The 13518-nt window shown below is 28.5% G+C and carries 14 protein-coding genes; 6 read left to right on the top strand and 8 right to left on the bottom strand.

The features are described from left to right. Positions 1-88 precede the first annotated feature (88 nt). From AC2JAQ_RS03055 to AC2JAQ_RS03030, 6 genes are all read left to right on the top strand, one after another. A complete protein-coding gene (locus tag AC2JAQ_RS03055; RefSeq protein WP_488457848.1) occupies positions 89-1177 on the top strand; it encodes a GerAB/ArcD/ProY family transporter in 1089 nt (362 codons plus the stop codon). Positions 1178-1324: 147 nt separating this feature from the next. Beyond that, on the top strand, positions 1325-1480 hold the full coding sequence (locus AC2JAQ_RS03050) for a zinc-ribbon domain-containing protein (RefSeq protein ID WP_003452998.1): 156 nt from the start codon (positions 1325-1327) through the stop codon (positions 1478-1480). Positions 1481-1907: 427 nt separating this feature from the next. Further along, a complete protein-coding gene (locus AC2JAQ_RS03045) occupies positions 1908-3566 on the top strand; it encodes a glutamine--tRNA ligase/YqeY domain fusion protein (protein WP_488457847.1) in 1659 nt (552 codons plus the stop codon). Positions 3567-3738: 172 nt separating this feature from the next. Next, positions 3739-4203 carry a DUF3284 domain-containing protein gene (locus AC2JAQ_RS03040; RefSeq protein ID WP_488457846.1) on the top strand — a complete coding sequence of 155 codons (465 nt, stop codon included), beginning with the start codon at positions 3739-3741 and terminating at the stop codon, positions 4201-4203. 472 nt (positions 4204-4675) lie between these two features. Then, positions 4676-5092, top strand: a complete 417-nt coding sequence (locus AC2JAQ_RS03035; protein WP_488457845.1) for a flavodoxin — start codon at positions 4676-4678, stop codon at positions 5090-5092. Between the two features lie 40 nt (positions 5093-5132). After that, positions 5133-5756, top strand: a complete 624-nt coding sequence (locus AC2JAQ_RS03030; RefSeq protein WP_488457844.1) for a DUF3793 family protein — start codon at positions 5133-5135, stop codon at positions 5754-5756. Between the two features lie 304 nt (positions 5757-6060). Here AC2JAQ_RS03030 and AC2JAQ_RS03025 read toward each other — a convergent pair whose 3' ends face one another. The 8 genes from AC2JAQ_RS03025 to AC2JAQ_RS02990 all read right to left on the bottom strand — a co-directional run bounded on the left by AC2JAQ_RS03025 (position 6061) and on the right by AC2JAQ_RS02990 (position 13477). Then, complete coding sequence (locus tag AC2JAQ_RS03025; RefSeq protein ID WP_488457843.1) at positions 6061-6756, bottom strand: response regulator transcription factor; 696 nt, start codon at positions 6754-6756, stop codon at positions 6061-6063. 101 nt (positions 6757-6857) lie between these two features. Further along, on the bottom strand, positions 6858-7511 hold the full coding sequence (gene phoU, locus AC2JAQ_RS03020; RefSeq protein WP_488457842.1) for a phosphate signaling complex protein PhoU: 654 nt from the start codon (positions 7509-7511) through the stop codon (positions 6858-6860). A gap of 26 nt (positions 7512-7537) precedes the next feature. Then, positions 7538-8299 carry a phosphate ABC transporter ATP-binding protein PstB gene (pstB, locus tag AC2JAQ_RS03015; RefSeq protein WP_488457841.1) on the bottom strand — a complete coding sequence of 254 codons (762 nt, stop codon included), beginning with the start codon at positions 8297-8299 and terminating at the stop codon, positions 7538-7540. 17 nt (positions 8300-8316) lie between these two features. Then, positions 8317-9138 carry a phosphate ABC transporter permease PstA gene (gene pstA / locus AC2JAQ_RS03010; protein ID WP_488457840.1) on the bottom strand — a complete coding sequence of 274 codons (822 nt, stop codon included), beginning with the start codon at positions 9136-9138 and terminating at the stop codon, positions 8317-8319. A 2-nt stretch (positions 9139-9140) separates the two neighbouring features. Continuing rightward, entirely contained in the window at positions 9141-10028 is an 888-nt protein-coding gene (pstC, locus tag AC2JAQ_RS03005) for a phosphate ABC transporter permease subunit PstC (RefSeq protein WP_488457839.1), read from the bottom strand. Between the two features lie 78 nt (positions 10029-10106). Next, positions 10107-10925 (bottom strand): phosphate ABC transporter substrate-binding protein, encoded by an 819-nt coding sequence (locus AC2JAQ_RS03000; protein WP_488457838.1) that lies wholly within the window; start codon positions 10923-10925, stop codon positions 10107-10109. 217 nt (positions 10926-11142) lie between these two features. After that, a complete protein-coding gene (locus tag AC2JAQ_RS02995) occupies positions 11143-11973 on the bottom strand; it encodes a phosphate ABC transporter substrate-binding protein (RefSeq protein ID WP_488457837.1) in 831 nt (276 codons plus the stop codon). A 391-nt stretch (positions 11974-12364) separates the two neighbouring features. After that, entirely contained in the window at positions 12365-13477 is a 1113-nt protein-coding gene (locus AC2JAQ_RS02990) for an anaerobic sulfatase maturase (protein ID WP_488457836.1), read from the bottom strand. Positions 13478-13518: the final 41 nt, after the last annotated feature.

Below are 13518 nucleotides of genomic sequence, written 5' to 3'. Positions count from 1 at the left end.
TCACCCAAAAATATTATCCGCTAGTATTATGTTTAATATTCATTATTTTGAGAATACTAAACTTTGAAATTATAAAAGAAATGAGGTGATGTCTTTGGAAAAGCTAACTGCAAGGCATTTTATATTTTTTATTGTTGCCGCAATAAGTACATCTTTAGTGAACTACACATCACTATTTATAAAATTAGGGGGAAGAGATTCTTGGATTTTCACTATAGTATCTGGAGTTGTTTTCTTCTTTGTAGCTTTCTATATCTTTAATATAATATCTAAAATAAACTACTATGATTTTAAGGAGACTTGCTACATTGTTCTTGGCAAAACCTTTGGCAACATATATATATTAATATTTTCTTTAACTCTAATATTGGTATGTATAGAATCGGCTTCTGTTAGTTCGACTTCTATAAACGTCAATATTTTTCTTGAAACACCAACATGGTATTGTTTATTATTCTTTGTAATTACCGTGTTTCTAATAGGGAAAAATAGATTTAATAGCATACTTATAATATGTATAGTCTCAATTAGTATCGTAATAGCAATAAATTTAATGTTAGCATTGCTAAACATTCAATATGTAAACTACACACTACTTCTTCCTATATTTAAAGATAGAAGGATTTCAGAATATACACTTTGTGCCTTAACCCAATTAGGCTCTTTATCAAGTTTGGCTATAGTACTCCCTATTATTCCAAGAATAGACGATAAAGAGAATCTAAAAAAGGTTTCAATGAATACAATATTTTTAACATGTGTTGCTTGTGCTTTGTTTGTCGTAATTCTTATAGCAACATTTGGCTCTTTAAGAGCATCAAATATATTCTATCCTCAGTTCGTTCAAGCTCAAAGAATTTATTTTGGAGGTTTTGTAGAGAATGGTAATGTTTTTGTTATGATTTCTTCTATATTATCTTGGGTTGTTAAATATCTAATAACCATATTTTCTTTATATACAATTTGGAAAGATAGAGTAAAATATAAGCGTAATTTTATAGCACTGATTTCTATAATAGTATATGTATTTTCTTACTTTATAGCTAAGAATATATACATTCTCTTTATACTATTAAAATACTATCAATACATACTTTTAGTGGTGTTCTTTATATGCCCAATTCTCATATATACAATGGCTAATTTTAAGCGCAAGAAATTTAAATATTTGAAATAAAAAAGTATTGTATTCTTTTTTCTATATGTTATAATTTAAATATAAAATAAAATTTAGTAGATATGTACTTTATTTCTGTCCTGTAAAATTTAGTTTTATAGTATAGATTTCAAACGTACCTAGTAAATTTTACAGGAGGTAAAAGAAATGGAAGATAAGAATTTAGTTTGTAAAGATTGTGGAAAAGAATTCGTATTCACTGTAGGAGAGCAAGAGTTCTTCAAAGAAAAAGGATTCGAAAACGATCCAGTTAGATGCCCAGCTTGCAGAAAAGCAAGAAAAGCTCAAAAAATGAATAGATAATTGATAATTAACGCAAGTTTATTCATAAATTAAAAAGTTCTGCATTCTGCAGAACTTTTTTTATTTCTATTTCATAAAATTAATTTTATTTGGAAATATTATATAAAGCAATCTAACTTATGATTTATATAGACACTTATTATAATACTTATAAACACTTCTCTACTTCAGTATGGAAGTATCTTTTCATAATTAGATTTAATAAATAAAATAAACTTAACTAAACTAAAATTTTCTTTAATTTAGTATCAAAAGTTCCATAGGATACATATTTTTACTTTATTTTATAAATCTTAAAGTTTTTAATTTAATTATATATATTTTATTTTAAACTATATGCTCAAAATTTTAATATATTATAGATAGATTTAGCTTTTTATGGTATATTTATGAGTATATAAAAATGAGAGAAAAGGGATGATAAACAATGTCAAATGCTGAACACTCATCAAATTTTATAAGAAACATAATAATAGATGATTTAGATAGCAAAAAACATGATACAATAATAACTCGTTTTCCACCTGAGCCTAATGGATATTTACATATAGGTCATGCAAAGTCTATAGTTTTAAACTTTGAATTAGGAAAAGAGTTCAATGGAAGAACTAACCTAAGATTTGACGATACTAACCCTACTAAAGAGGATACTGAATACGTTGAATCAATTAAAGACGATGTTAATTGGTTAGGATATAATTGGAGTGAACTTCACTTTGCATCAAACTACTTTGATGAAATGTATAAAAGAGCTATCCTTTTAATTAAGAAAGGAAAAGCTTATGTTTGTGACTTAACTCCAGAAGAAATCAAGGAATATAGAGGAACTCTTACTGAGCCAGGTAAAGAAAGTCCATATAGAAATAGATCTGTTGAAGAAAACTTAGATTTATTCGAAAGAATGAGAAAAGGTGAATTTGAAGATGGTTCTAAAGTTTTAAGAGCTAAAATAGATATGAGTTCACCAAACATAAACTTCAGAGATCCTATAATCTACAGAATAGCTCACGCTAGCCACCATAATACTGGTGATAAATGGTGTATCTACCCTATGTATGACTTCGCTCATCCATTAGAAGATGCTATAGAAGGAATAACTCACTCTATTTGTACTTTAGAGTTTGCTGATCACAGACCATTATATGATTGGTTCGTTAAAGAATGTGAAATGGAAAGTGTTCCAAGACAAATCGAGTTTGCAAGACTTAATATCACAAACACTGTTATGAGTAAGAGAAAATTAAAGCAATTAGTTGACGAAGGTATAGTTGACGGATGGGATGATCCAAGAATGCCTACTGTTGCCGGACTTAGAAGAAGAGGTTATACTCCTAAGTCAATAAGAAACTTCTGTAAGGCTATAGGTGTTGCTAAAGCAGATTCTACAGTTGATTCTCAAATGCTTGAGCATTTCATAAGAGAAGACCTTCAAGAAACTGCTCCAAGAGCTATGGCTGTTATAAACCCACTTAAATTAGTTATAACAAACTATCCTGAGGGAGAATCAGAAGTTCTTGAAATAGAAAATAATCCTAAAGATGAATCAGCAGGAAAAAGAGCTGTTACATTCTCAAGAGAGCTTTATATAGAAAAAGAAGATTTTATGGAAAATCCTCCAAAGAAATATTTCAGATTATTCCCTGGAAACGAAGTAAGATTAAAAGGTGCTTATTTTGTTAAGTGTAATGAAGTTATAAAAGATGAAAATGGTGAAGTTACAGAAATCCACTGTACTTATGACCCAGAAACTAAGAGTGGAACTGGATTTACTGGAAGAAAAGTTAAAGGAACTATTCACTGGGTTGATGCTAACAACTGTATCCCAGCTGAATTCAGATTATATGAACCATTAATCTTAGATGATTGTGAAGAAAATGAAGGAAAGCACTTCCTTGAGCAAATAAATCCTAACTCATTAACTGTATGTAATGGATTCATTGAACCAAGTGCTAAAGTTGCTAAAGTTCAAGATAAATATCAATTATTTAGACATGGTTATTTCAATGTTGATCCTAAGTTTACTAGCGATGATAACTTAGTATTCAACAGAATAGTTTCATTAAAAAGTTCATTTAAATTAAAATAATAAGAAGACCACATAAATGTGGTCTTTTTTATTACTTACTAATACTACATAATATAAAATCTTTAAATTTCTATTATTTTCTATTAAATTATTTTATAATTATAATATGTAGAATTATTCAAAAATTAAGTACATATTTATATAACACATATATAAATTCTAGGAGGTAATTATGCTTGAATTCGTAAATAAAACTGTAATTGATTACCCAATTGAAGAGGTATTTGCAATATTTATAAAAACTGCTAAAAGAGATTTTCCGAAATTTAATTCTAAAAATCCAATAGGAACAACAACTAAAAGAGAGATAGGTAATTATTCAAAGAAAAAAGCAGAGGCTACAATAACAATAACTGATTTTAAAGAAAATGAAGTTTATGCTATTAAAACAGTAACAGACACTGGAGAATACTCTTCTACTTACATATTTAAAAAAATAGATGACTCTAGCTGTCAACTTACACTAAGAGAAGAACAAACCGTGTCGGGAATATTTGGTATGCTAAATAATATTATGCATAAATTTTTATACAAAAAAAGTATTAGGATGAGATTTCAATATTTTGTTCAAGGATTAAATGAGGAACTTAAAATAAGAAAAGAAAATATTGAACGTAGCACAAAAAAAGCTGATTAATTATTATTAACTGAGTCAAAGTATTAAACTTTACTCAGTTATTTTAATATTTAGTTATATTTTAGATGAATGTTGGTTCTTAGCTAAATCTTCAAGTTTAGCTTAATTCTAAATGAAAATCTCAGATTTTAATTTGGCATCTCAAATTTATATAATGTAACATAGTTAGATTATATTATTTATAAAATAAGAAAAAGCTTCTTAACTCTATTTATTATTCTTATGCATATAATATTAAATTTAATTCAGAGAAAAATTACATAAACTCTAACTTTTAGTAAAATTTCTCTACTTATTAATATACTAGAATTCTGCTATTTAAATAATTCAACTTATTAATCAAAAAGTTTATTGAAAATTATTATCATTTATTATTGACATCTTTATATTATTATTGTACTATAATGACATAAACTAATTGAAATTGATTTTCATTTTTAATTATAAATATTAAATTTATGAGGTGATATATATGAAAAAATTAAGTATTATTTATTGGTCAGGAACTGGTAATACAGAAACTATGGCTAATCTTATAGCGGAAGGAGCTAAAGAAAATGGTTTAGAGGTAAAACTTTTAAATGTTTCAGATGCATCTACTCTTGATGTTGAAGAATGTGATGTATTAGCTTTAGGATCACCAGCTATGGGATGTGAAGTAATAGAAGAAGGAGAAATGGATCCATTTGTTGAAGAAATTTCAGGACTTGTATCTGGAAAACCTACTCTATTATTTGGTTCATATGACTGGGGAACTGGTGAATGGATGGATACTTGGAAAGATAGAATGGAAGATTACGGCGCAAGTATAATTAATACACTAATAGTTAATAATATTCCTGAAGGGCAAGATATAGATAAATGTAAAGATGCTGGTAAAGCACTTTAATTAAATTATACTTATTTAAAAGAAAGGTGGAAGTAAGGAAATGAATAATCAATTTCTTAATCTCTTAGAAACTCTTAACAACGAAAAATACATGAGAACTTTTATATCATATTTAATTTCTCCTGTAATAACAGGGATTAAGCCTTCTTCTACCATTACCCTTTCAAAACAGGGTCATAATTTATTTAAACTTTGGAACATGTATGGTGAAGATTTTTTAAATGATCTTCAACTAAAATATGTTTTACTTAGAGAAACTAGTAATTCAAAAATTATTCTTATCTATGATGAGATAAACTTAATGAATACAATATATAAAAAGTCTTCAATGGATTTTCTAGAAAAACTAGACTATAAATTAGAAATGAATTTAGATGATCTTTTAAATCATTTAATCAATAGATGTTCTACTTTTCATTGTCCTCATGAGTTAGGTATTTTTCTCGGGATTCCAGTTAAAGATGTAAAATGCTTTATGGAATGTAATAAAAATAAGTGCTTGCTTTGTAGATATTGGAAAGTATATGAAGAAGAAAAAAAAGCTCAGCAAATCTTTGAACTCTATGATAGTTCAAAAGAAATTGTAATGAATCATTTACTTTCAGGTAAAGATTTAAAAGAAGTTTATAACTTGACAAATAATGTATATAAATTTAACATTTAACTCTCATTGCTAAAAACCACTCAGATTTCTGCCATTATCTGAGTGGTTTTATTTTTAATTTTATCTCTATTTTAAGTGAATGTTGATTATTAGCTAGGTTAGCTAGCTCTTCATAACGCTCTTAATTTCGCAAAGTATTACTTATTAGGAGAGTGTTACAATTCTATCTAATAATCAACACTATTTTAAAACATAACCTAAATTTTTAAAATAGTATATATTTAACTATCTCTTGAAGTTCTTAAAAAATTTATTATATATTCCTTTGAAAATTAATAATAATCCTAAATGAACAATCAATATATTATTCATTGCTTGTAAACTTATATCCTACACCTCTTATGGTTTGAATAAATTGAGGGTTTTTGTCATCACTTTCAATTTTTTTACGTAAGTGTCTAATGTGAACATCAACTGTTCTTGTCTCTCCTATATATTCATAACCCCATATTTTATCTAATAAAAGTTCTCTTGTTAATATATTACCTTTATTCTTTATAAGAAGCTTTAAAAGTTCAAACTCTTTTAAAGTTAACTCCACATTCTTTGTTCCTTTTGTTACTTCTCTTGTTTGGAAGTTAACCACAACATCTCCAAATTTAATTATATTCTCTTCCTTCTTAACATTACTTCTTCTAAGTAAAGCCTTTATTCTAGCCATAAGCTCTCTAATTGAAAATGGCTTTGTTATATAATCATCTGCTCCAAGTTCTAATCCTAATACTTTATCAAATTCTTCACCTTTCGCTGTAATCATCATTACTGGAATATCTGAAGTTTCTTCATTTCTTCTTATTTCTTTACAAACTTCTAATCCATCAACTTCTGGTAACATTAAATCTAAAAGTATTAAATCAAATTTGGTTTCTTTTATAATCCTTAGTGCTTCAGTTCCATTAACAGCTACTTCTGTATCATACCCTTCTTTTTTTAAATTAAATTTTATAAGTTCTCTAATATGTTCCTCATCATCTACTATTAGGACTTTTTTACTGGTCATATTCTGTCCCTCCTTTACCCAAAACACTACTCTATTTTATAGCTTATCATAATATTAAAAACAAAAAAAGATATACCATTACATGATATATCTTTAGATTATTATCCTAGTTCAGTCATATCACCTTTTATGGCGTAAACTATGTTCTCACAAACATTTGTTATGTGATCCCCTATTCTCTCCAAATATCTAGCAACAAATATTAACTTAACCCCTTGGTTTATATTCTTAGGATCTTTGTGCATTGCTGATAATAAATCTACATACACATCATTGTATAAATCATCAACAATGTTATCCTCTAATGCTGCATCATAAGCTAATTTTGTTTCATTGCTATCTAAAGCATTCTTAGCATCTTTTAACATATTTAAACAAACTGATTTCATTTTAGGTATACCAACCATGCCTGTAATATGGTCTTCATTATCTATTTTTATTGTTTCCATAGCTATATTAACTGAATAATCACCTATTCTTTCAAGATCAGTAGATATTGTTGATAAAGCATAAATATTTCTTAAATCCTTAGCCATAGGTTGTTTTAAAGCTGTAAGCTCTATTGTTTTTTCAACAATTTTATTTCTTAAATTATCTATTTCATCATCCATTTTTATAACTTCTCTTGCAAGACTTAAGTCCTTATTAACTATTGAATCTACTGATTTCTCTATAGCTATCTCGCATAGTTCCATCATTTGCTTAGTTTCAACTTTTAATTCTTTTATACTCATCCTTAAATCATCTATACTCATTTTTTATAATCACCCCTTTTATAATTTTAACCGAATCTACCAGTTATATAATCCTCTGTTCTCTTATCTCTTGGATTCGTGAATATTGTATTGGTATCATCAAACTCTACAAGTTCTCCATTTAAGAAGAATGCTGTCTTATCTGATATACGTGCTGCTTGTTGCATGTTGTGTGTTACTATTACTATAGTATATTTATCTTCAAGCTTTCTTATAAGCTCTTCTACCTTTAATGTTGATATTGGATCTAGAGCTGATGTTGGTTCATCCATAAGAATTATTTCTGGATTCATAGCTATTGCTCTAGCAATACATATTCTTTGTTGCTGTCCTCCAGAAAGACCTAATGCAGATGATTTAAGTCTATTTTTAACTTCATCCCATATTGCAGCATCTCTCAAGCTTTCCTCAACAATTTTATCTAGAACCTTCTTATCTTTTATTCCATGTATTCTTGGTCCATAAGCAACATTATCATATATACTCATTGGGAAAAGATTAGGCTTTTGGAATACCATTCCGACTTTAGTACGAAGTGCTATAACATCATCATCCTTATATATGTCTTTTCCATCAACTTTAATTTCTCCCTCAATTCTAACTATAGGAATTAAATCATTCATTCTGTTTAAAGTACGAAGGAAAGTTGATTTACCACATCCTGAAGGACCGATTAATGCGGTAACTTCATTTTCTTTTATATCTATATTAATCTTTTTTAAAGCATTATTACTTGCATAAAATAAATCTAAATCTCTTACTTGAATTTTTGTTTTTTTATCACTCATCTTAATACCACCTTAAATTAATAGTTTGCCTTATTGAATTTTTTAGCTATTAACTTAGCTGAAATATTTAATGCTAGTATTATAACTATAAGCACTATTCCAACTGCAGCCGCTGTTTCTATATCTCCCTTTTCTTTTGTTACAAGATAAGCTTGAACTGTAAGTGTTCTTGCGCTTGAGAAAATTCCCTTTGGCATTTGTGCAACAGTTCCAGCAGTAAGTAATATAGCTGCTGACTCTCCAATTATACGTCCAATTGATAATATTACTCCTGAAAGTATTCCAGGCATTGCACTTGGTAATATTACTTTATATAAAGTTTGAAACTTTGTGGCTCCTAATCCTAATGAAGCTTCTCTATATGATTCAGGCACTGTTTTTAATGCCTCCTCTGTTGTTCTAATTATTACAGGTAAGATTATTATTGATACTGTTAATGAACCTGCTAAAATTGAATATCCCATCTTTAAAGCTACTACAAAGAATATACCACCGAATAATCCATAAACTATTGAAGGTATTCCAGCTAAACTCTCAGTAGCAAATCTTATAAATTTAACCATTTTTCCTTGTTTAGCATATTCTTGTAAGTAAACAGCAGCTAAAACTCCTATTGGTGTAGCTACCGCTAATGAAAGTAAGACAGTCCATAGTGTTGTCACTATCATTGGTAATATTCCACCACCACTTGCTGAATAATTACTTGTTAAGAATGTTAAATTTATTTTTCCTATACCCTTTACAAATATAAATCCTAATATTATTACAAGGATTCCAATTGTAAAGGCTGCTGATAACCAAACTAATCCATTTAATATATTATCTTTAACTTTTCTCATATTTATTTACCACCCTTATTGGAAAGTTTACTTAGCACTAAGTTTAGTATTAATATGAATGTAAATAATACTACTCCTGTTGCAAATAACATTTCTTGATGAGTTCCAAAAGCATATCCCATCTCTAAAGCTATGTTAGTTGTAAGTGGTCTTACACTATCCATTATAGAACTTGGAATAACTGGTGTATTACCTGCCACTAATATAACTGCCATTGTTTCTCCAATAGCCCTGCCTATACCTAATACTACACCTGTCATTATGCCTGACTTTGCTGCCGGTACAACAACCTTGAATATTGTTTCAGTTTTTGATGCTCCTAAAGCTAATGATCCCTCTTTATATGCATTTGGTACAGCTCTTATAGCCGTCTCTGAAACTGTGATGACAGTTGGTAACATCATTATCGCTAATACTATTATTACAGCTAATAAACTCTGTCCCTTTGGTAAGTTAAATATATCTTGTATTGTAGGAACTATTACAGCCAATCCAAATACCCCATATAAAACAGATGGTATTCCAGCTAAAAGTTCTACTGCCCCTGACATAATTTTTGCTATTTTTTTTGGTGCTATCTCTGCTATGAATATTGCTGTTAATATTCCTATAGGTACTCCTATTATTAACGATCCTATTGTAGCACCTAAAGAAGCTACTATCATAGGCAATATTCCATATTTATTTGCACTTGGTATCCATTGCGTCCCAAATATAAAGTCCCAAAAAGAATATCCTTCTATTATAAATGGTCTTAATCCTTTATAAAAAACAAATCCTATTATTAAAAGTAAGCTTATTACAGCTATTGAGGCACTTACTAAGAATATTTTTTCAGTTAAGCTCTCTATAAAGTACTTATTCTTATTATTTTGACTTTTAGCTTCCATATTTACCTCCACCTAAAAATAATCTTTCCATAATATCTTTCGCATTTTTTTCAAATTAATTCTTTTTAATTAATAAGCTTATCCTACACTTATTAATCCTTCCTCTTCTACTATTTCTTGTCCTTCTTTAGTCATCATAAAATCTATAAACTTCTTTGAATTTTCGCTTAAATTATTTTCTTTATAAACTAATAAAAATGGTCTTGATAGCTTGTACGTTTTGTTTTGTACATTTTCTGCTGTAGGTTTTACTCCATCAACACTAACTGCATGGACTGAATCATCTACATAACTAAATGATATATATCCTATTGCATTCTTATTTCCTGCTACCATAGTCTTTATGCTTCCTGACCCATCAGATATTTGAGCTTTTGGATTTAATTGTTCTGAATTAAATCCAACTATTTCTTGGAAAGCATCTCTTGTTCCTGATCCATCTTCTCTTGAAACTAATACTATTGGAGTATCTTCTCCTCCGACTTCTTTCCAATTAGTTATTTTTCCTGTATAGATATCTTTTATTTGTTCCATGGTAAGATTTTGCACTGGATTTTCATTATTAACTATTACTGACATTCCATCATAGGCAATAGGTTTCTCTTTAATTCCAGCCTCTAATTCTTTTTCTTTTAAATCTCTTGATGAAATTCCTATTTCTACAGTTCCATTTATAGCATCTTTTATCCCTGCTGATGAACCTAATTGATTTATCTCAACAGTTACATCAGGCATTTCATTTTTAAATGCTTCAGCCTCAACCTCAATAACTGGCCCTACTGAACTGGAACCTGAAATTTTTACTATATTTGCTCTTGATCCTTCTCCACAGCCTGTCATTAAAAATCCCATTGCTAAAATACTACTTAAGGCAACTATTACTCTTCTCCTATTCATTTTTGTCCTCCGCTTATATCAATTTAATATACATTTAAAATCTAATTATAATTTTTATTTATCTTTATATTTTTATTTCGCTTACAAGATTAATGATATTCTTACTAGGTTAAGTTAATATTATTTCTATGTTAAATCTATGTAAAAAACTTAAAAAAATCCTAAGGATAGCTTTAAGTTATCCTTAGGATAAATGTATATTAAATATATAAGCGAACTATTTAACTTTTATTAAGTGCTCTTTAGCAACTATATCTTGCCCTTCTTCACTTAATATAAAATCTATAAAACTCTTGCCTGATTCTGTTAAAACATCTTCCTTATAAACAACTAAGAAAGGTCTTGAAACTTTGTAAGATTTGTTTAAAACATTTTCTGGTGTTGCTTCTACTCCATCAACCTTTAATGCACTTACAGTATCATCTACATAACTAAATGATATGTATCCAATAGCATTCTCATTTCCTTCAACTAATGATTTTATGTTACCTGATCCATCTGATATTTGAGAATTTACAGTTAATTCTTCTGCTTTAAATCCTACTATCTCTTGGAAAGCATCTCTTGTTCCTGATCCATCTTCTCTTGAAACAACTACTATTGGTGTATCCTTCCCACCTACGTCTTTCCAATTTGTTATTTTGCCTGTATATATATCTTTTATTTGAGCTATAGTCAAATCTTTAACTGGATTATTTTTATTAGTTATTAATGCTATTCCATCATAAGCTATTTCTACTTCTTTAAGTCCAGCTTGCTTTTCTTCTGCCTTAAGATCACGAGAAGCCATACCTATTTGTGAAACTCCCTCCATAGCATTTTTTATTCCTGCTGATGAACCTATTTGATTTATTTCTATAGCAACATCTGGCTTTTTAGTTTTAAATGCTTCAGCTTCAGCTTCCATAACTGGTCCTACAGAAGTTGAGCCTGATACGCTTACTACATTTGAAGATTTAGTTGCCCCACCTGAAGAAGTACATCCTACCATTGCTGTTGCACCTATAAATATAGTTCCTATAATTGCTATTAATCTCTTCTTAAACATATTTAATTTCCCTCCCAAATCTCAGTTAATATTGAGTACACTCTTATATTATCTTCTCAAAGTTAAAAGGAAATTATGCTAAAGTTAAGTCCATGTTAATAAAAAAATAAAGGCTAAAATAGAATAGGAATCCATTTTAACCTTTTATGCCTATTAGCACTTATAATAAAAGTTATGAATATATTCCGAGAATTACTGAATTTCACTAAGAAATTATAGCAATTACTACGTGTTATTTACTAAAGATTCGAAACTCCCTTCGGTCAAACAGTCTCAACTTCTTAAAGTAAATCCCACTACATAATTGCTTAAATTCTAAAGCTTATTCAGATATTCTATTCATACTATTAATAACTTTTATAAATTAATGACTAAAAAACTAGCTTAATTATTATTTTATAGTATTAGCTACATTTATTAATCTTGGTAATGCGTACTCAAAGAAATCTTTGTAACTTTGGCAATAGTAGTTTAAATCTAATTCTGAATCTTCTTTTGAATCTCTACATCTTCTACATCCACCTTTACAAAGTGTGAACCATCTACATTTTTTACACTCTTCATCTATTTTAAATGATGATTTTATAAATTCGTGATTAGTCTTTGTTTCAAAAAGTTCTTTCATTGTAATATCTTCTATATTCCCAAGCTTCCATTTGTCTAAAACGTAAAAATCACATGGATATACTCCACCATCACTTTCAATTACAAATTGACAAGTGCATGTACCATTCATTCCACAAGATGATGATTTTCCAAATATCATAGTTTCTAATAAGCTATCAAAATATCTTATACTTATTCTATTTCCATTCATAAAATCTTTGTACCATTCATCAAACAGCTCTTTTAAAAACTTACTATAATCTTTAGGTTTTAATGAATATTTGTAACTTCCCCATTCTTCGTATAATGGATCTAAACAGTTTATAAATTGGAGAAACTTAAAATCTTTTTCCTTGAAATATTTGTAGACTTTTTTCACATGTTTTGCTGTATTAGATGTAACAACACAAAGTATATTGAATTCAACATTATACTTTTTAAATAATTCTGCTGTCTTTTCTACTTTATTAAAAGTATCTAGCCCTAAGCAATCTTTTCTATTTAAATTATGTATTTCTTTTGGACCATCAATAGATAATCCCACAAGAAAATTGTTCTCACTTAAAAATTTTGCCCACTTTTCATCTATTAAAGTTCCATTTGTTTGTATACTATTATATATTTTTAACCTCTTATGATTATACTTTTTCTGAAATCCAGTTAACTTTTCAAAAAATTCTAGTCCTGCTAAGGTCGGTTCTCCTCCCTGAAAAGCAAAACTACAATGTTCATCTGCCTCATTTAAAACTCTCTTGACCATATTTTCTAAAACTTCTTCTCTCATAATTCCATAACTCTTAACTTCTCTACTCTCGCTTAAAGAATGATAAAAGCAATAAGTACATTTTAAATTACATGCACTTGAAGCTGGCTTAATAAGCAAACTTAATGGTGGCATCCCAATTCCCCCTCTTAATTCTTTCATATTACTATAAAAGC

Source organism: Clostridium sp. LIBA-8553, from assembly GCF_057782465.1.
The sequence above is the reverse complement of the archived record's forward strand: the minus strand, read 5'-3'. Positions and strand labels throughout refer to the sequence as shown.